18 protein-coding genes are annotated in these 18,920 nt (G+C 42.3%); 5 read left to right on the top strand and 13 right to left on the bottom strand.

The features are described from left to right. Positions 1-159 precede the first annotated feature (159 nt). Positions 160-1,362, bottom strand: coding sequence for an MFS transporter (locus tag OFN73_RS05060; protein WP_270858838.1), 1,203 nt, complete (start codon positions 1,360-1,362; stop codon positions 160-162). 155 nt (positions 1,363-1,517) lie between these two features. Here OFN73_RS05060 and OFN73_RS05055 point away from each other — a divergent pair, with 155 nt between their 5' ends. From OFN73_RS05055 to recG, 5 genes are read left to right on the top strand one after another with little or no spacing between them, the layout of a single operon-like run. Further along, positions 1,518-2,453, top strand: coding sequence for an SPFH domain-containing protein (locus OFN73_RS05055; protein WP_270858837.1), 936 nt, complete (start codon positions 1,518-1,520; stop codon positions 2,451-2,453). Continuing rightward, entirely contained in the window at positions 2,450-2,848 is a 399-nt protein-coding gene (locus OFN73_RS05050; RefSeq protein ID WP_270858836.1) for an NfeD family protein, read from the top strand. The genes OFN73_RS05055 and OFN73_RS05050 overlap by 4 nt, the downstream gene beginning before the upstream one ends. Before the next feature lie 19 nt (positions 2,849-2,867). Then, the gene (locus tag OFN73_RS05045; protein WP_270862503.1) at positions 2,868-3,917 is read left to right on the top strand and encodes a dehypoxanthine futalosine cyclase; all 1,050 of its coding nucleotides are present in this window, start codon (positions 2,868-2,870) and stop codon (positions 3,915-3,917) included. Further along, a complete protein-coding gene (locus OFN73_RS05040; protein WP_270862502.1) occupies positions 3,914-5,176 on the top strand; it encodes a M16 family metallopeptidase in 1,263 nt (420 codons plus the stop codon). Before OFN73_RS05045 ends, OFN73_RS05040 begins: the two co-directional genes overlap by 4 nt. Continuing rightward, positions 5,173-7,011, top strand: coding sequence for an ATP-dependent DNA helicase RecG (gene recG / locus OFN73_RS05035; protein WP_270862501.1), 1,839 nt, complete (start codon positions 5,173-5,175; stop codon positions 7,009-7,011). Before OFN73_RS05040 ends, recG begins: the two co-directional genes overlap by 4 nt. A gap of 381 nt (positions 7,012-7,392) precedes the next feature. Here recG and OFN73_RS05030 read toward each other — a convergent pair whose 3' ends face one another. From OFN73_RS05030 to secA, 12 genes are all read right to left on the bottom strand, one after another. After that, complete coding sequence (locus tag OFN73_RS05030) at positions 7,393-8,208, bottom strand: transporter substrate-binding domain-containing protein (RefSeq protein ID WP_270862500.1); 816 nt, start codon at positions 8,206-8,208, stop codon at positions 7,393-7,395. A gap of 190 nt (positions 8,209-8,398) precedes the next feature. Then, positions 8,399-9,502 carry a redox-regulated ATPase YchF gene (gene ychF, locus OFN73_RS05025; RefSeq protein WP_270858831.1) on the bottom strand — a complete coding sequence of 368 codons (1,104 nt, stop codon included), beginning with the start codon at positions 9,500-9,502 and terminating at the stop codon, positions 8,399-8,401. Next, complete coding sequence (locus OFN73_RS05020) at positions 9,502-10,965, bottom strand: leucyl aminopeptidase (protein WP_270862499.1); 1,464 nt, start codon at positions 10,963-10,965, stop codon at positions 9,502-9,504. The genes ychF and OFN73_RS05020 overlap by 1 nt, the downstream gene beginning before the upstream one ends. After that, positions 10,934-11,557 (bottom strand): DedA family protein, encoded by a 624-nt coding sequence (locus OFN73_RS05015; protein WP_270862498.1) that lies wholly within the window; start codon positions 11,555-11,557, stop codon positions 10,934-10,936. The genes OFN73_RS05020 and OFN73_RS05015 overlap by 32 nt, the downstream gene beginning before the upstream one ends. A 1-nt stretch (position 11,558) precedes the next feature. Continuing rightward, positions 11,559-12,122, bottom strand: a complete 564-nt coding sequence (gene apt / locus OFN73_RS05010) for an adenine phosphoribosyltransferase (protein WP_270862497.1) — start codon at positions 12,120-12,122, stop codon at positions 11,559-11,561. After that, entirely contained in the window at positions 12,119-12,361 is a 243-nt protein-coding gene (locus OFN73_RS05005; RefSeq protein WP_270862496.1) for a hypothetical protein, read from the bottom strand. The genes apt and OFN73_RS05005 overlap by 4 nt, the downstream gene beginning before the upstream one ends. A gap of 8 nt (positions 12,362-12,369) precedes the next feature. Continuing rightward, on the bottom strand, positions 12,370-12,888 hold the full coding sequence (locus tag OFN73_RS05000) for an RpiB/LacA/LacB family sugar-phosphate isomerase (RefSeq protein ID WP_270862495.1): 519 nt from the start codon (positions 12,886-12,888) through the stop codon (positions 12,370-12,372). Positions 12,889-12,897: 9 nt separating this feature from the next. After that, positions 12,898-13,743, bottom strand: a complete 846-nt coding sequence (gene lepB, locus OFN73_RS04995) for a signal peptidase I (protein WP_270862494.1) — start codon at positions 13,741-13,743, stop codon at positions 12,898-12,900. Then, positions 13,744-14,598, bottom strand: a complete 855-nt coding sequence (gene folD, locus OFN73_RS04990; protein ID WP_270862493.1) for a bifunctional methylenetetrahydrofolate dehydrogenase/methenyltetrahydrofolate cyclohydrolase FolD — start codon at positions 14,596-14,598, stop codon at positions 13,744-13,746. A gap of 126 nt (positions 14,599-14,724) precedes the next feature. Continuing rightward, positions 14,725-14,928, bottom strand: coding sequence for a hypothetical protein (locus tag OFN73_RS04985; RefSeq protein ID WP_270858823.1), 204 nt, complete (start codon positions 14,926-14,928; stop codon positions 14,725-14,727). 24 nt (positions 14,929-14,952) lie between these two features. Continuing rightward, the gene (locus tag OFN73_RS04980) at positions 14,953-16,086 is read right to left on the bottom strand and encodes an ABC transporter permease (RefSeq protein ID WP_270862529.1); all 1,134 of its coding nucleotides are present in this window, start codon (positions 16,084-16,086) and stop codon (positions 14,953-14,955) included. Between the two features lie 95 nt (positions 16,087-16,181). Next, a complete protein-coding gene (secA, locus tag OFN73_RS04975) occupies positions 16,182-18,848 on the bottom strand; it encodes a preprotein translocase subunit SecA (protein ID WP_270862492.1) in 2,667 nt (888 codons plus the stop codon). Positions 18,849-18,920: the final 72 nt, after the last annotated feature.

Here is an 18,920-nt window from a genome sequence, read left to right as displayed (position 1 = left end):
CAAATTAGGCAAATTTGCTCGCTATTGTCATTGCGAGGAGCTGTTTTAACAGCGACGAAGCAATCCAGGGAAATTCAAATAAATTTTAATAAATTCTATATAAATTTCCCTGGATTGCCACGCTCGTTACACTCGCTCGCAACGACAAAGCATCAAACCTCACTCCTTGCTTAGATACCTATCATACACGATAAATTTATAATACACCGCAGCGATTATAAACATAAATCCCATTAGAAATGTTATCTGCCACAGCGCCAGCCCTAGCGAATACAGCGCACCGATAGCCGCTGAGGTCAGAGTTGCCACGATGAAATACGCCATATCGTTATACGCGATCACCCGCCCGAAAAACTCCCTATCGACATGGCTTTGGAGTTGCGTGAAAGAATACGACCACACCGTCGTGATAAAAAATCCAGCCATCACAATACCGATAAACGAAAGCCAGTAATTAAACTCCAACGCCGCCCAAAGCATGATTCCACCGCCCTGCCCTAGCAAAATCCAAAAATACCGTTTCAAATTTACGATACGCGTCAGCCACATCTGCCCAAAAAACGCCGCGGCTGAGCGCGCCATATTCATCAGCCCAATCACCAGCGACGCGCTTAGGATTTCTTTATACTCAAATTTCGCTAGTAACGCGATGAGATTATCATAAGTCGTAACCGCCACAAAGGCGTGAATTACGATTAAATGCACCACCAAAGGGCGCGAGCGTATGTAAGTAAAGCCCTCTTTTAGCATTTTTATCGCGCCTTGCGTGCTACTTCCTGCAATATCTTTAAAATTTAGGCGAATTAGGATAAAAAACGAAAAAACATACAAACAAAAATCCAAAATAAACGCCGCTCTAACCCCAAAATAATGTATAAACACCCCAGCTAGCGCCATACCAAGGGTATAAGTAATCGTCCAGCTAATGCTAGTTAGCTCGTTTGCTAGCTTCAAATACGGCTTTGGTAGAAATTTCGGCAGGGTCGAAGACTCGGTTTGATAAAAGAGCGTCCCAGCCACGCTTCGCACCACGACGATACCCAAAAGTAGCCACAAATACGCCAAATCATTGATAAAAATCAGCATGAAAATCGTCACAATCTCTATGGCGAACATGCTCACCATTAGGGGTTTTGGGCGAAATTTATCCACGATAATGCCGTTAATCGGGGCTAAAAATATATTTGGTATAAATGACACCACGCCCACAGCGGTGATCGCCCACACAGGCGCGCCCAGCTCGATCAGTAGCGTAGCGATACCTACGATCGAAAACCACACGCCAAACATGCAGATAAATCCCGCGCTAAATAGCAAGCGATAGTTGCGAAAATTGCGAAGTAAAATATAATATCTAACCATTTTTGCCTTTCAAAAAACTTCGCATTTTAGCCAAATTTGGCTTAATTATGTGTTTTGGATTTGTTAAATAAAACTACCAAAAATCTTAAATTTAGTATTAAACATTAACTTGCTATAATCGCCAAATTTAAATTTTAGAAATTTTAGGAGAAAAAATGGAAGGTTTCGCAGCTACCGTTGTGGTGATTTGTGCGCTAATCGCGCTAGTTTTGAAGCTTGGTGTCAAAATCGTATCGCAATCTGAGATTATGATTATCGAGCGACTTGGTAAATTTCACAAGGTTTTAGACGGCGGATTTCATGTAATTGTGCCGTTTTTTGACAGCGTGCGCGCTAAAATGAGCGTTCGCGAACAGCTAGTAGATATCACAAAACAGCAAGTCATCACCAAAGACAATGTCAATATCATGGTCGATGGAATCGTATTTTTGAAAATCGTAAATGGCAAAATGGCGCTTTATAATGTCGAGGATTATCGCAAAGCAATATCAAATTTGGCTATGACTACACTTCGTTCAGCAATCGGCGAAATGAGCCTAGATCAGACCCTATCAAGCCGCGATCAACTAAACTCAAAACTTCAAGTCGCCCTTGGAGATGCGGCCGATAACTGGGGTGTGAAAATCATGCGTGTCGAAATTTCTGAAATTTCAGTCCCAAAAGGCATAGAAGACGCTATGAATATGCAAATGAAAGCCGAGCGCGAAAAACGGGCAATCGAGCTAAAAGCCGAAGCCGAAAAAGCTGCTCTTATTCGCACAGCCGAAGCGCAAAAACAAGAAAAAGTGCTAGAAGCTGAGGCTATCGAGCGAATGGCAGACGCGAAAAAATACGAGCAAATCGCCCTAGCTGTGGGTCAAAAACACGCTATGGATAATATCAATATGGCTATGGCTGCGTCGAAATTCGCCGCTGAATACCTGCTCGCGCAAAGTCGCGTAAATGCCTTCAACGAGCTAGCAAAAAGCGCAAGCAAGGACAAGGTCATCATACCGTATGAAACCAGCGAAATCATCGGCTCGCTCTCTGTGCTAAGCGAATTTTTAGGCAAGGCTGGGGATAAAAATTTAATCACGGAAAACAATCAATGAGCCCACTTATTTTTATCATAATTGGCGTTATTTTGGTGATTATCGAGCTTTTGGTGCTTGATTTCACCTTTGTGTTTTTTGGCGCAGGATTTTTGATCGTGGGGCTATTTAGCTTCGCGCTTCCGCTATCATGGGAGGTGCAAATCCTAGCTTCTTTCGTGCTATCTTTCGCGCTTTTGCTCGCCCTAAAAAAGCCACTAAAATCAAAATTTTTCAAGCCAACCGAAGAGATTAAAGACAATTTCTTAGACGAGAGTGGCGAGGGCTATGTCAAAGAGGGCATGGTCTATTTCAAGGGCACGCTATGGCAAAGCGATGAGGTAAAAAACATGGCAGAAGGCACGAAAGTGCGCGTGCGTGGCGTCAAAGACGGACAAATCATACTAGAAAAATAAATCAAAAAGAAGGTTAAATTTGAGTAGAATCACTAAATCACAGGCATTAAATTTGATAAAAAACGCCCCGCTTCACGAGCTTGGAGCTATGGCGTATGAAAAAAAGCTGCAATTGCACCCTGATAAAATCACGACTTTTGTAGTCGATCGCAACATTAATTACACAAATATCTGCTTTGTGGATTGCAAATTTTGCGCGTTTTGTCGTAAAATCAATGAAAAAGACGCTTATATTTTGAGCTTCGATGAAATCGACGCGAAAATCGACGAACTAATCGCAATCGGCGGGACGCAAATTCTCTTTCAAGGCGGCGTTCATCCGAAACTAAAAATCGATTGGTATGAAAATCTAGTGGAGCACATAGCGCAAAAATACCCGCAAATCACGATTCACGGCTTTTCTGCAATCGAGATTGATTATATCACAAAGATTTCAAATTTAACGCACAAGGAAGTCTTATCTAGGCTTCAAGCAAAAGGACTTTATTCAATTCCCGGAGCCGGAGCTGAGATTTTAAGCGATAGAGTTAGAGATATAATCTCGCCTAAAAAAATCGGCGCAGACAGTTGGCTAGGCGTGCATAAAGCCGCCCACGAAATAGGCATGAAAACCACAGCCACGATGATGTTTGGCACGGTCGAAACAGATGAAGAAATCATCGAGCACTGGGAAAAACTGCGAAATTTGCAAGATATTACGGGTGGATTTCGCGCTTTTATCTCGTGGAGTTTTCAGTCAGCAAACACAAAACTAATCGCCGAATACCCAGAAATCAAAAAAACAAGCTCAAATCGCTATTTAAGGCTTCTAGCTGTGGCAAGGCTGTTTTTGGATAATTTTAAAAATATCCAAAGCTCGTGGGTTACGCAAGGCAGTTACATAGGGCAACTCGCACTAAAATTTGGTGCAAACGATTTGGGTTCGACCATGATGGAAGAAAATGTCGTAAAAGCCGCTGGTGCGTCCTTTCGCATGAGCGCAAACGAAATGATAAACTTAATCAAAGACATCGGCGAAATCCCAGCCAAACGCAACACAAACTATGATATTTTGGAGATTTATAAATGATAAAAAGCGAAATTTTGGCAAAAAACACCAAAGTAGATTTTCTCACACAAATCGAAAATTCCCTGCCGGTGGCGAGTTTCAAGCTCGTTTTCAAAGCCAGTGGCGCAGTGAGCGAAAAGATAAATGGCCTAGCCAAACTCACCGCAAAAATGCTAAATGAGGGCACAAAGAGCCTAGGAGTAAATAAATTTTACGAAAAACTCGATATCTATGCGATAAATTTCGATATCGACGCAGGGTTTGAGACCTTCGTAATCGAGGTAAATTCGCTCAAAGAACACTTCGAATTTGCCCTAGAAATGCTGGATAGCTTGCTAAAAGAGCCAAATTTCACAGATGAAATTTTAGATAAAATCAAAACCCAAATTTTAGGCGAAATTGATATGTTAAAGAGCGAATTTGACTATATCGCAAACCAAGGCTTGCAAAACTGCCTTTATTTGGGCACCAAACTGGCCTCACCACTAATCGGCGACGAGGCTAGTATCGCGCAAATCAGCCTTGAAAATGTCAAGGAATTTTTCGCCTCGCTTGATCTTGCAAACGCCTATGTCCTCGTAGTGGGCGACGCGCAGGGCGCAAGCGATGAGGCTAGCCTTGTGCGCAAAAACATAACCAAAATTTTAGAAAATTTTAATGCCACAAGCGCGCGCGAACTACCCGTTTTTGCGACAAATTCTACCCCCAAATCCCAAATCATCGCCCAAAAAAGCGAGCAAGCCTATATCTATTTTGGCGCGCCATTTTACGCCGAGATCGCAGAAAAATATATCGCAAATGTGGCGCTTTTTATCCTTGGTTCGAGCGGATTTGGCTCACGCCTCATGGAAAACATCCGCGTCAAACACGGACTTGCATACTCTGTGTATGCCAGAGCGAATTTTGACCTGTCTAAGCGCGATTTTTGGGGATTTTTGCAGACCAAAAACGAAAATTTAGCCAAAGCCTACGAGCTAATCAAATCCGAAATCGCAAATTTCGTCCAAAACGGCGTAAGCGAGAGCGAGCTAGAAAGTGCGAAAAAATTTATCCTAGGAAGCGCAGTTTTGCAAAAAGAGACTATGTTTAAGCGCGCAAATATCAGCGCCAACGAATACTATCAAGGCTTCGAATTTGGCGAGTTTGAGCGAAATTTAGAGCGCACGAAAAACCTAGATTTGCGCACGCTAAATGAATTTATCGCCTCGCACGCTGAAATTTTAAATTTAAGCTTTTGCGTGGTTTGCTCAGAAGTCGCAAAGTCAAATTTTAAATTATGAAATTTAGCCCCAAAGACAGCGCAACGCTCGCTAAAATCGGCGTTTTTTCACTGCTTGATTTAGCCTTGGCACTTCCAAAAAGCTATGATGATTTAAGCGTCAAAGATGAGCCAAACACCGGCGAAAACACGGTTTTGATCGAGTGCAAAACAGCAAGCCGTCGCGCCAATGGCATGCTCATCATCAGCGCATTTTGCCTAAGCTGGGAGTGCGAAATCAAAATCGTCATCTTCAACGCCAAAAGCTGGCACCACGGCGTCTTTAAAATCGGCAAGCAGATGTTTATCCACGGCAAAAGCGACAACGCTTACGGCGCGTGGCAGTTCGTAAATCCCAAAATCGTCACCAAAGTAGGCGAAATTATCCCCAAATACAAAAACGCCCTCACGGACGCTGCGACGCAAAAGCTCATTTCAAGCTACATTTCCAAGCAGGCCTTGCTTGATGAGGGGCTTGGTGAAAATGAGGCTGAATTTTTAATGCAAATTCACCAAAACGACCAAAACAGCGTGCGTTTGGTGCAAAATTTAGAAGAAAACGAAAACGGGCTTGAAATTTTAAAATTCGTTGAAATTTATAATTATTTAAGAAAATTAAAAGCCAAAAAAATGGATTTTAAAGCGCAAATTTACCCTTTAAACGACATTTCCTCGTGGCTTAGCACCCTGCCTTTTACCCCCACAAACGACCAAATAAAGGCACTTGATGATATCAGAGCCGACCTATCTAGCCCGCTTGCAAAGCGCAGAGTGGTAATGGGCGATGTGGGTTCGGGCAAGACGCTAATAATCCTTGGCGCAGCCTTGCTAAACTATCCACGCACCAGCTATTTAATGGTGCCAACCTCGATTTTAGCCGATCAAATTTACGCAGAAGCGGTGCGGCTTTTGCCAGAGTTTATGAATATTTTGGAAGTTAAAGGTGGCGAGAAATCGCTAAATTTAGAGGGTGCGCACCTAGTCATCGGCACGCACGCCCTGCTCTATCATGATTTGACGCCCTCAAATCTCATCATGGTCGATGAACAGCACCGCTTCGGCTCAAATCAACGCGAAAAAATCAACGCCCTCACCCAGTATGGCGAATATCGCGCGCACTTCGTGCAATTTAGCGCCACGCCGATCCCGCGCACACTCTCGCTAATCCAATCCGAGCTTGTAAATTTTAGCTTTTTAAAGCAAATGCCTTACGAAAAACATATCCACACGCTAATCTTGCAAAATGACGGATTTGAGGGCTTTATGAGCCATTTAAAGCGCGAAATCGACAAAGAAAATCAAGCAATCATCGTCTATCCGCTCGTCGAACAATCCGAAAAGCTGATTTACCAAAGCGTCGAGGAAGCCGCGCCGTTTTGGCAGGCGAAATTCTCTGGCGTGTATGTTACGCACGGGCGCGACAAGGAAAAAGAGGAAATTTTGCTGAAATTCCGCGACAATGGCTCACTACTAATCACCACGACCGTCGTAGAAGTGGGCATTTCGCTACCAAGACTTAGCATAATCTTAATCGTCGGAGCCGAGCGCATGGGACTAGCCTCGCTTCACCAATTGCGCGGTCGCGTGGGGCGAAACGGCGGCGAGGGCTGGTGCTATCTCTACACGAAATTAAAGCAAGCACCAGAAAGGCTAAAAGAATTCGCGCAAACGCTAGATGGATTTAAGGTCGCAGGAATTGATTTGAAAAACCGCCAAGGCGGGGATTTGCTCGATGGCTCGGTTCAGCACGGAGCGACATTTTCGTGGTATGATTATGAAGAAGATATAACCGAACGAGCCAAAAGCAGAGCGCAAAATTTCGCCGATACGCAAACAAGTAGCGAGATTAAATTTTAAAATCGCCAAATTTGCCCTGATTTGTCATTGCGAGCTAGTGGAGTAAATTCGCCCTGATTTGTCATTGCGATATTTTCGCTACCGCAAGTTTTTAAATACTGCCCCGATTTGTCATTGCGAGCTTTCGTAGAAAGAGAAGCAATCTACGAGTTTAAAATTCTTTGCGGTGAATTTGCAAAAATACTGACCTTAAATTTTTCACTCGTAGATTGCCACGGCGACTGCGTCGCCTCGCAATGACAAATTAGAGATTAAAGAATTTTACTGAATTGCCTCAAAAACTTAGTTTTATCGCAATGACAGATTAGACAAATAAAATTTTCAGCCATAAAAAAAGGCGCCTTAAAAAAGGCGCCCAAGTATAGTATCAAAAAGCACTAATTATAGTAATGCTTCATAAATATCATCTAGAACGAACATTTTCTCTTCTAGCTCACCACGATAGAATAGCTCGAAAGTTTGCTCATACATATCAGCAAAGAAGCCTTCTTGTGATAGAGATAGGATTTTGCTATCCACGATTTCCATTAAATCGCGGTTGCCTTTTTGAGTGCCTACGCAGTTGAAAGCGATAGCTCCTATGCGTTTGATAGCAAGCTCAAATCTATCATCAACAAAAGGAATAGTAGCGATTGCTGTGATTTTTCTAGCATAGCCGTCAGCTTCGCCAGCTCTTAGCTTATCCAAACACTCTTTTGATGTAGAGCAAGGAACTTGTTGGATTTGTGGTTCTTTGTTAAGAGCGACTTCAGCTGATGTGCCTGGAACAACTAGAACTCTTCTACCTCTTAAATCGCTTAGTCTTTGGACACCTAAATCTTTTTTAGTAACAACAGCATCCATTGTTGAAAGATAAGGCATAGAAAAGTCCATTGATTTCTCGCGCTCAGGTGTTCTTGAATAATTGTGGATTAGCAAATCAACTCTGTTTTGAGTTACTGCGTCCATACGCTCAGCATCTTTAACAGCGACAAATTCTACCTTACCGCCGTCACCTAAAATAGCTTTTGCTAGTTCTTTCGCCAACTCAATTTCAAAACCTTGAAATTTGCCACTTTTTGAAATAGAACTCATTGGAGCATCGTGCTCACCTACACCAATTCTTAGCGTATTGCTCGCTTTGATTTGTTCTAGTGTGTTAGCACCAGAAAAAGTCACTGCGCCTGCTAATGCCAAAAGACCTAAAAACTTTTTCATTTTAACTCCTTAAAAATAAAACCGAAAAATACCTAAAAAAAGTAAATAGAAAGATAACGCGCGCCCATTTACCATAAATTTTAGATAAATTTGCAAATTTCACCTCAAAAATTTCAAGCAATTTTAATGTAAAAAAACTTAAATTTTAAGAAAAAAAATCAAAATTTGCATATTTCAAAAAAAAATTAAATTACACATTAAACCTAAAATGCATTACATCGCCATCATTTACGACATAATCCTTGCCTTCTAGGCGCATTTTTCCTGCCTCTTTTGCCCTACTTTCGCCTCCATGCGCCACGAAATCATCGTAGCTAATGACCTCTGCACGGATAAAGCCACGCTCGAAATCATTATGTATCACGCTAGCCGCCTTTGGCGCTTTCCAGCCTTTGGTTATCGTCCATGCGCGCACTTCCATAACCCCAGCGGTAAAATAGCTTATCAAATTTAGCTTCGCAAAAGATCTTCTGATGATATTATCTAGTCCGCTTTCTTCTGCGCCTAGGCTTTGAAGCATTTCGTGCGCCTCATCATCACCTAGACCGATTAATTCCTCTTCGATTTTAGCGCAAAGCTTGATAACTTCGGCATTTCGCGCATTTGCATACTCTTTGACGGCTTTTACATACTCATTATCCTGCGCTATGCCGTCCTCATCGACATTTGCGCCATAAATCACCTCTTTTGCAGAAAGCAGACGCAACTCTTTGTTTAGGCTCGCAAACACTTCGCTGTCTTTGTCTGCGAAATTTGAAGCAGGTTTGCCTAAATTTAAATGCTCCAAAAGCTCATTTGCGAGTGCCAAGGCCTCTTTGGCGCCTTTGGCGTTTGCTTTGGCCTCTTTGTTTAGCCGCTCGATTTTTCTGCCTAACTGCTCGATATCGGCTAAAACAAGCTCGGTTTCGATGATTTCGATATCGCGGATCGGATCGATACTGCCCTCGACATGCGTGATATTGCCGTCTTCGAAGCAACGCACTATATGCAAAATAATCTCAGCTTCACGGATATTTGAGAGAAATTTATTTCCCAAACCCTCGCCCTTGCTAGCACCTTTGACAAGTCCAGCGATATCGACAAATTCGATTGTCGAGTGCATGATACGCTCTGGATTTACGATTTTGGCTAACTCATCGAGCCTAGTATCAGGCACCGGCACGATAGCCTTGTTTGGCTCGATCGTGCAAAATGGATAGTTTTGCGCCTGGGCATTTTGCGCCTTTGTTAGTGCATTAAAAGTGGTAGATTTGCCCACATTTGGCAAACCTACGATTCCAACAGAAAGCCCCATTAGCCCCTCTTTTCTAGCTCTTTTTGCAGAGCCATTAGGTAGTATAGATTTGCTCTAACTGCCGCACCTGTCGCGCCGAATTGGTTATATCCCCACGCTTTTTCGACATAGGCTGGGCCTGCAATATCGAGGTGGAGCCATTTGTCTTTAAATTCAGGTTTGATAAATTTATCAAGGAAAAGTCCCGCTGTGGTCGTGCCACCGTATCTGCTAGATGCTGTATTTGCGACATCTGCGATATTTGATTTGATAAGTTCTCGCAAATAATCATTAAATTCTAAAATCGTAAATAACTCGCCACTAGCTTTGGTTAAATTTTTAAATTTTAGCTTTAACTCTTCGTTATTTCCTAAAATTCCGCTTGTGTATTCGCCAAGTCCCACTACGCAAGCCCCTGTAAGTGTCGCCATATCGATTAGCAAATCAGGGTTTAAATCCTGAGCGTAGCTTAGACAATCAGCTAGCACTAACCTACCCTCTGCGTCTGTGTTTCGCACCTCGATACTCACGCCAGAGCGAGAGATTAGCACATCATCTGGTTTGTAAGCGTTGCCGCCTATCATGTTTTCGGTAGCGCCGATGATAGCGTGTATTTCAAAAGGCAAATCAAGCTCGGCAGCACCTTTGATAATCGCCATAGCTGCAAGCGCGCCACTTTTGTCGGCTTTCATTGTCAGCATATAATCGCTCGGTTTTAGGCTAAGTCCGCCACTATCATAGGTCAAACCCTTGCCCACGAAAACGACCTTTTGAAGGCATTTTTCAGGTTTGTAGGTAAGGTGGATTAGGCGTGGGCGATGAGCTGAGGCGCGATTGACAGCCAAAAACGCGTTCATTTTCTCTTCTTCCAAAAATCTCTCATCATACACAGCTACGCTGACATCATCGTAGTTTGAAGCCAAAATTTCAGCCTCGTCTGCCATTTTGTGCGGAGTGTAAATTTCAGGGATTTCATTGACACCGTTTTTGGCGAAATTCGCCGCGTCCGCCATAATAATGCCAAATTTCACGCCACGACCAGCTTTATCGGCTTCTAGCGTAGAGCCTGTGTATGTGTCGCTAGCGATAAAAATTTCATTTAGAGTGTAGGATTTTTTTTCGCTTTTGTATTTGTTAAACTCATACGCGCCTAGCACTGCGCCCTCGGCCATAGCCATTGCGCTTTTTTTCGTGCAACCGCAATCATAAAATGCGATTTTAAAATTTGAAATTTTAAGATTTTTTAGCGTGTTGTATGCCTGCGCTACGCCCACTCTCACACGGTCATATTCTAGGGCTTTTATGCCTATATATAGCCTTTTTTGCTCGCTTAAAAGCAAATTTCCCTCGCCTTTGTAATCAAAAAAATCAAATTTATCGCCGTCTTTGACAAAGCGGTGAGCTGTGTCGCCACCGACGATAAAAATCAATTCAAAATCCGCATTTATCGCGTCAAAATTTTGATTCAATAATGTTACCTTCATCTCTATCCTTTCTTAAATTTATAAAATGATTTTCTAATCTTGCAAAAATTTTATAAAACCCAAAGACAATTCCGGCAATCAGCGGTATTGCAAAATACCAGTATTGCTCGATCAAATTTATCGCTTGCCAAATTTGCTTGCCGAAATACCACGCAGGTATCATCGTCATACTCGCCCACGCAACCGCGCTTATAAAATTTATAAATGCAAATTTTTTGGCACTATAACGAGTAATGCCGATACTCATCGGAATAATCATACGAAGCCCATACATATATCGCTGGATAAATATCAAAATCCAGCCCCAACGCTGTAAAAGCAGGTGCGCGATAGCAAATTTGCGCCGTTGGGTGGCTAATTTTTTGCTAATGTAGTTTTTATTATACCTGCCGATATAAAAATAAAATTGATCGCCCGCAAACGCCCCACACGCCGCGACAAAAATTCCAAGCGGTAAATTTATATGCCCCTCGTGTGCCAAAATCCCGCCCAAAACTAGCGCGATTTCGCCCTCTAATGCGCACCACGCAAAAAGCACGATATAAGCGTATTGATGATACTGGGTTAGAATTTCTTTGAGCGTTTCTTCCAAACTAAGCCTCTAAAACGCAATAAACTTTCGTTCTTGCTTCAAATTCACCCAAATCGTTTAATGCGCGCAAATTTAGCAAAAAGCACGCTTCCACGCAATCGGCGTTTGTTTGTGCGATCAAATCAAGCGCGGCTTTGGCAGTGCCACCAGTAGCGATTAAATCGTCGATTAAAAGCACTCTGGCTTTGCGGTTTTGCGCGTTTGCGACTGCGTCAAAGGCATCGACATGCATTTCAACTTGATCGAAGCCGTATTCGAGAGAGTATTTTTGCGAAATGGTGATATATGGAAGTTTTTTTGGTTTGCGAATCGGCACGAAAGCTAAATTCAGCCTAGCCGCAAGTGCCGCACCAAAGATAAATCCCCTGCTCTCAATCCCTACGATATAATCAAGCTCGTAATCCTTGTAGCGATCTACGAGATGATCTAGTAAAAAGCTAAATGCCTTTTTATCGCCCAAAAGCGTCGTTACATCGTAAAACAAAATCCCAGGTTTAGGGAAATCCTCGATAGTCCTTAATGATTTAAAAAGATAAGCTTTATCATCATTGCTTAGATTTTTCATTGTTTATCCTTTAATAATTTTGCATTTTGCAATCTTAAATTTAACTTTTCTGCTTCGTCGCTTTGCAAGGCCTGTATGCTAAGCTCCAACGCAGATTTTAGCTTTTCTTGATTTTCTTTTAGTTTTGAAATTTCGTCTTCGCATTTTGCCAATTTATCGTAAATTTTTATATTTTTACGAATCGAAAGCACCAACAATACAGCCAAAACAAAGCTTAAAATTTCAAAAACCACTATCATATCTCGCCCTATTTTGCGCTCATATCGCAGGCAATCACGCCTAGCTTATTCACGCGTCTTTCGTGTCTGCCGCCGCTAAAATTTGTGCTAAAAAATGTCTTTATCATATCCTCGATCTCGGCGATTCCTAGCACTCTTGCGCCAAATGCAAGCACATTTGCGTTATTATGCTCCCTGCAAAGCCTAGCAGTTAAGCTATCGTGGCAAAGCGCGCAACGAATATGTGCGTGGCGGTTTGCCGCAATCGAAATCCCAATGCCTGTGCCACAAATTAAAATTCCATAAATTCCAAATTTTGTGCTATCTTCGCCGTTTTGCTCGCCGTTTGCGCTAGCTAAATTTTTGCTTTCAACCAAAATTTTATCAGCCAAAATTTTCGCGAAATCAGGATAATCCACGCTGATATTTGCGTCATTTGTGCCTAAATCTTCGAACTCATAGCCCAAATTTGCGATTATTTTTTTGACCTCTTCCTTCACAGCCGGCGAAGCGTGATCACCCGCAATAAAAACCTTTTTTATCTGCATATTTTCCCTTTATTTTTGCTCATAAATCAAGCTCTCATCGCTTTGAAGCGTGTCGATGAAACGCCCTATTCTCTCCCAGCGGATTTTTTTATCCGAGTCGATACTAAAATAAGTAAACCACGGCTTGCCTACGATTAGGCGATACGGCACGGTGCCCCAATACCTGCTATCGCCCGAGTTGTTGCGGTTATCGCCAATCATAAAAAACTCATCTTGCGGAACTTTGATATAAAATGCGTTAAATTTCACACTGCCGTATTCATAGACCTTCTCGCTCTCAGCCACCATTATAGGGCGCATTGCTAGGCTTTTGCGCTCTAAATTTCCAAGCATGCTTGCCCGCATAGCGTTTCTAAAATGCGGATTATAATTTATGCCTTTGAATTTATACGGCTCTTTTACATATTTTTGTCCGTTTAAGATGACAATATCGCTTTTATCGTAGTTTTGCTCTATAAATTCATCGCCTTCGTTTGGACGAAGATAAAAATTTTCCAAATCAAAAATCACTTCATCTCCACCAACGGCGAAATTTCGCTTAACATAGTGAATTTTCTCGTCTTTTGGATAGCGAAATACCACAATATCCCCACGAGCTGGGCGTTTGCCTTGGATTAAATGTCCATCTCCGTCACTATCTGGGGCTACTGGAACCTCGATAAATGGGATATGAGGAGTTGGTATTCCGTAGCTAAATTTTTTCACAAACAAAAAATCGCCCTCCAAAAGCGTAACTCTCATCGATCCGCTTGGAATCACAAAAGCTTGCGCCACAAAAAGTATGATAAAAAGCACAATGCAAATCGTGCCAACCCAGCTAGATGAAAAGCGATAAAGCGAACCTAAAAATTTCATTTATTTGCTTCTTTTTAGGCGGTTGCGCGCCGATGTGATTGTGTTTTGAAGTAGCATTGCTATGGTCATAGGACCCACGCCACCAGGAACTGGCGTGATAAACGAGCATTTAGGCGCGACTGCGTCGAAATCCACATCGCCAGTTAGTTTGCCGTTTTCTAGGCGGTTTATACCTACATCAATGACCACTGCGCCATCTTTTACCATATCAGGGGTTACGAAATTTGGCTTTCCAATCGCTGCGACTAAGATATCAGCCTGCGAGCAAATTTCGGCTAAATTTTTGGTGCGAGAGTGTGTGATAGTAACGGTAGAATTCGCGTTTAAAAGCAAATTTGCCATAGGTTTGCCGACTATATTGCTTCTGCCAATTACCACAGCGTTTGCGCCGTTTGTTTCTATGCCGTATTCAGCCAAAAGTCGCATAATGCCAAGTGGCGTGCATGGCACAAAAGCCTCTAATCCACTAACCAATCTGCCGACATTTACAGCGTGAAATCCATCGACATCTTTGCTAGGATCGATTTTTTCTAAAATTTTATTTGTATCAATGTGTTTTGGAAGTGGAAGTTGGACAAGTATGCCATCGACATTTTCATCAGCATTAAGCTCATCAATTAGCTCTAATAGCGCAGTTTCGGTAGTTTGCGCGCTTAGATGATATGGGTAAGAATTTATCCCGCACGCTACGCACGCCTTTTCTTTGCTAGCCACATAAGTAGCACTAGCCTTGTCCTCGCCCACTAAAATCACCGCAAGCCCCGGAGTTACACCCTTCGCACTAAGCCCTGCGGCTGCGATTTTTACCTCTTCTTTGACCTTTGCGCTTATCGCTTTTCCGTCGATTAAAGTCATAAAAAACCTTTAAATAAAAATTTAAGCTTCAATTTTACCTTAAATTTAATAAAAATCAGATTTATTTTTGGGCTAAATTTGGGAATTTTAAGTGGAAATGGTAGTTAAAAAAACTACCATTGAATTTTATCTTTTTATATTTTTGTTTGCTTCTTGGGCTTTGATTACGGCGTCCATGCAGCCTGTGGTGCAACCAGCGCTATTTTGGTTGAAATTTGGCTCAATTTTTTTTTGCTCGATTGGCGCGCTCTCGCTCACGCCCGGCTCTTTTGTGCCAGCACAACCGATAAAAAACCCAGCCACTAGGGCGCATAAAATTAACTTTTTCATAAATTCTCCTTTATTAAATTTAAATTATTCATTACGCAAAGTTTGCAAAACATCGACTTCGGTGGCCTTTTTGGCTGGATACCACGATGAGAGCGCTACTATTATCACAGCTCCTACCACGGTAGAAATCAAATCGCTAAATGAGAGCTCCATAGGCAGTTTGCTGCTTCCATAAACATCGGCTGGCAGGTCGATGATATCGAAATTTCCAAGCAACCAAACCCCAAAAAGCCCCAAAATAAGGCCAAAGATTATTCCACTTCCGCCAATCGTCGCCCCAAGCGAGAAAAATGTCTTTTTCACCTCTTTTTTGCTCGCTCCAAGGCTAAGCAAAAGCGCGATTTCTTGGCGACGATTCATCACGGTCATCAAAAGCGAACTAATGATATTTAAGCTAGCCACTAAGATTATTAGCAAAAGTACCAAAAAAAGCGCCCGTTTTTCAAGCGCAAGGGCTGAGAAAAAGTTGCCGTTTTGTTGCCACCAGCCAACGGCGCGCGCGCTCGGCGGGAGGTTTTCTTTAATGATTTCTAAGTCCTTAAATGGATCGTCTGAAAAAACATGCACCCCGTCATATCGCCCATCGTCATAGCCCAAAATTTTCGCCAAATCGCCCACGCTAGCGTAAGAATACGCCTTATCATAAGCAATCAAACCAGAATCAAAGCTAGCGCGCACCTCAAATCGTTTCATTTTAGGAATCAGCGCAAATCCGCCTGGGTCGTTTTTGGTAAAAATCATTGTGATTTTATCGCCCATATCCAGCATAAATTCGTCCCTTATGCCCTTACCGACCATAATGCCAAATTCGCTCAAATTCGCGTCTTTCGCCCCCTGTGCGACGACTGAGTTTATTTGAATTTCATCAGCCAAATTTACGCCAAAGATTATTCCACCCTCTAATCTATCGCCATTTTTAGCGATGACTTGCGAGCTGATATATGGGCTAAATTTTAAATTTGGGAAATCACCCTTTAAAATTTCGACATCATCGTTTGTGATACCGCCACGAAACTGGCTGTGTATCGTGATAGGATAGTTCATCGTAAAGAGTTTGCGCTGGAATTCTTTATCGAAACCATTCATTATCGCCATTGCGATGATTAGCACCATTAGTCCGATACTCACGCCCAAAAACGCCAAAATCGCAGAAAGCATGATAAATGGCTGAGATTTGTCGAAACGCAAATATTTAAAAAGTAGATATTTTATCAAAGTCTGCCCTGCGAATTTTAAAATTAGGCGTTTGCAAGTTACCTTGCAAAACCGCCTTTTTTAGGGCCACCTTTACCGTGGCAGTCTTTGTATTTTTTACCGCTTCCGCATGGACATGGGTCATTTCGTTTAGGTTTTTTCGCGCCTAGCGAAAATTCGCTATTTTCTGCGGTTTGATTTTCACTCGAATTTGAATTTTCGCTTGAATTTGAAATTTCATCTTCATTTGTGTTAGCTTTGTTTATTTCGTCCTGCGCTTCGCTACGCATTTGCTCTTGCATAGCCTCTCTTTCGGCGTCGATTTCCTCTTGGGTTTTGAAGCGAATTAGTTGCAAGGTGCGGATACTATCGCTTTTTAGGCGCAAAACAAGCTCCATAAAGAGATTGTAGCTTTCTTTTTTATACTCGGTTAGCGGGTCTTTGTGATTGTATCCCCTTAGTCCAATGCCCGTTTTTAGGGTATCCATTTGGTATAAATGCTCTCTCCAATCGCGATCTACGATTTGCAGATAAAGCATTTTTTCGATCTCTTTGCGCTGAGCCTGATCGATTTGGCTCATTTTTTCCTCGTAAGAGTTTTGAAGTTGCTCTACAATCACGCTTTTTAGCTCGCCATAATCATTAGCATTTTTCAAATTCGCCTCATTTAGCATCTCGCCAGTATCATTTAAAATGCGGTTTATTATCGCCTCGTAATCAAATTTTTCCTTCTCATCTCCGTCGAAAATCTCCAAATCATCTAGCACGCTTGCTATATACTCTTCGCGGTTTTGCAAAATTTTGTCTTTTAGGTCAAATTCTTTATCCAAAAGCTCGTTTCGGTATTTATAAATCGTCTTTCTCTGCTCGTTTGCGACATCGTCGTATTCTAGGATATGTTTTCTGGCCTCGAAATGCAGGCTCTCGACCTTTTTTTGCGCATTTTCTACGGCACGAGAGACCATTTTCGACTCGATATGTTCGCCGTCTTGCAAACCCAAACGCTCCATGATATTTTTAATCTTATCGCTACCAAAAATTCGAAGCAAATTATCCTCTAAGCTCAGATAAAATCTACTCTCGCCTGGATCTCCCTGACGGCCTGAGCGACCACGGAGCTGGTTGTCGATACGGCGGCTTTCGTGGCGTTCTGTACCTAGGATATAAAGCCCGCCAAGCTCCCTGACTTCATCATTTATGCGGATATCTACACCGCGACCCGCCATATTTGTAGCGATTGTTACAGCGCCCTTTGCACCGGCTTCGGCGATGATTTGCGCCTCTTTTTCGTGGTTTTTGGCATTTAGCACAGAGTGAGCGATTTTTTCTTTAACCAAAAGTTCGTGAAGTAGCTCTGATTTTTCGATCGACGCGGTGCCCACTAAGACTGGCTGACCTTTTTTGTTTAGCCTTTTTACTTCCTCGATTACGGCGTTAAATTTCTCGCGCTCTGTTTTGTAAATCAAATCGTTTTGATCTAGTCTTTGCACTGGGATATTTGTAGGGATTGAAACGACCTCTAATTTATAAATTTGAGAAAACTCAGTCGCCTCGGTTTGGGCTGTGCCGGTCATGCCTGCTAGTTTTTCATACATTCTAAAATAGTTTTGAAATGTAATATCAGCTAAGGTTTGGCTCTCTTCTTGGATTTGCACGCCCTCTTTGGCTTCTAGGGCTTGGTGCAAGCCCTCGCTAAAACGACGCCCCTCGCTTAGTCTGCCTGTAAATTCATCTACGATGATTATCTGTCCGTCGCGCACGACATAATTGACATCTTTTTTAAATATATAATTTGCTTTTAATGCTTGGTCTAAATAGTGGCTCAAAACGGCGTTTTCAAGCTTATATAGGTTATCTACGCCAAAGAGTTTTTCAGCCTTTGCGATACCTGCTTCGGTAATTAGCACGCTTTTATTTTTTTCATCTAGGATAAAATCGCCAGTTGGCTTCTCTTTTGGATCATCTGGCGCCTGGCCTTGCACCATTTGTTTGGCTACTTCGTTTGCTTTGACATAGCCATCAAGTGTGCGGTTTGTAGGGCCTGAAATGATTAGTGGAGTTCTAGCCTCGTCGATTAAGATACTATCGACTTCATCGACGATTACGAAATGATGACCTCTTTGCACTTTGTCTTCGCTGCTAAATTTCATATTATCACGCAAATAATCAAAGCCAAATTCGTTGTTTGTGCCGTAAGTTATGTCGCAAGCGTAAGCCTCTTTGCGCTTAGTATCGTTATACTCGCCACCGACTACTACGCCAACGCTAAGTCCTAAGAAATTATACAAAACGCCCATTTGCTCGGCGTCGCGTTTGGCTAGGTAGTCATTGACCGTCACGACATGCACGCCCTTGCCACTCATAGCATTTAAAACCACAGGAAGAGTTGCGACCAGTGTCTTTCCCTCGCCTGTTTTCATCTCAGCTATCGCGCCGTCGTTTAAAACCATACCGCCGATTAGCTGGACATCGAAATGGCGCATATTTAGCACCCTTTTTGAGGCCTCTCTGACGATAGCAAAAACATCATACAAAATTTTATCAGTTGTCGTTTCGCCATTTTGGATTTGCTCTTTAAGCGCGTTAAATTCAGCCTTTAACGCCTCGTCATCGAGTGCTTCGTATTTTTTTTCTAGCGCGTTTATCTCTTTTGCGCGTTTTGCGTATTGTTTGACCACACGATTGTTTTTCGTGCCAAAAATCCCTCTAACTACTCTTTTAAACATTTCAAACCTTCATTTTAAAATTTTAACCGAACATATTACCATATTTTTAGTTTTTATTTAATTAAACTTAAT

Source organism: Campylobacter sp. JMF_14 EL1 (assembly GCF_027737585.1).
Lineage (GTDB): Bacteria > Campylobacterota > Campylobacteria > Campylobacterales > Campylobacteraceae > Campylobacter_B.
The sequence above is the reverse complement of the archived record's forward strand: the minus strand, read 5'-3'. Positions and strand labels throughout refer to the sequence as shown.

Coding starts and splice junctions, on each gene's coding strand:
- OFN73_RS04985 (WP_270858823.1), bottom strand. CDS start 14,928: ATGAAAAAGTTAATTTTATGCGCCCTAGTGGCTGGGTTTTTTATCGGT.
- recG (WP_270862501.1), top strand. CDS start 5,173: ATGAAATTTAGCCCCAAAGACAGCGCAACGCTCGCTAAAATCGGCGTT.
- OFN73_RS05020 (WP_270862499.1), bottom strand. CDS start 10,965: ATGAAGGTAACATTATTGAATCAAAATTTTGACGCGATAAATGCGGAT.
- apt (WP_270862497.1), bottom strand. CDS start 12,122: ATGAAAAATCTAAGCAATGATGATAAAGCTTATCTTTTTAAATCATTA.
- ychF (WP_270858831.1), bottom strand. CDS start 9,502: ATGGGGCTTTCTGTTGGAATCGTAGGTTTGCCAAATGTGGGCAAATCT.
- OFN73_RS05060 (WP_270858838.1), bottom strand. CDS start 1,362: ATGGTTAGATATTATATTTTACTTCGCAATTTTCGCAACTATCGCTTG.
- OFN73_RS05040 (WP_270862502.1), top strand. CDS start 3,914: ATGATAAAAAGCGAAATTTTGGCAAAAAACACCAAAGTAGATTTTCTC.
- OFN73_RS05000 (WP_270862495.1), bottom strand. CDS start 12,888: ATGCAGATAAAAAAGGTTTTTATTGCGGGTGATCACGCTTCGCCGGCT.
- secA (WP_270862492.1), bottom strand. CDS start 18,848: ATGTTTAAAAGAGTAGTTAGAGGGATTTTTGGCACGAAAAACAATCGT.
- OFN73_RS05055 (WP_270858837.1), top strand. CDS start 1,518: ATGGAAGGTTTCGCAGCTACCGTTGTGGTGATTTGTGCGCTAATCGCG.
- OFN73_RS05050 (WP_270858836.1), top strand. CDS start 2,450: ATGAGCCCACTTATTTTTATCATAATTGGCGTTATTTTGGTGATTATC.
- OFN73_RS05030 (WP_270862500.1), bottom strand. CDS start 8,208: ATGAAAAAGTTTTTAGGTCTTTTGGCATTAGCAGGCGCAGTGACTTTT.
- OFN73_RS04980 (WP_270862529.1), bottom strand. CDS start 16,086: ATGCTTTCTGCGATTTTGGCGTTTTTGGGCGTGAGTATCGGACTAATG.
- OFN73_RS05005 (WP_270862496.1), bottom strand. CDS start 12,361: ATGATAGTGGTTTTTGAAATTTTAAGCTTTGTTTTGGCTGTATTGTTG.
- lepB (WP_270862494.1), bottom strand. CDS start 13,743: ATGAAATTTTTAGGTTCGCTTTATCGCTTTTCATCTAGCTGGGTTGGC.
- folD (WP_270862493.1), bottom strand. CDS start 14,598: ATGACTTTAATCGACGGAAAAGCGATAAGCGCAAAGGTCAAAGAAGAG.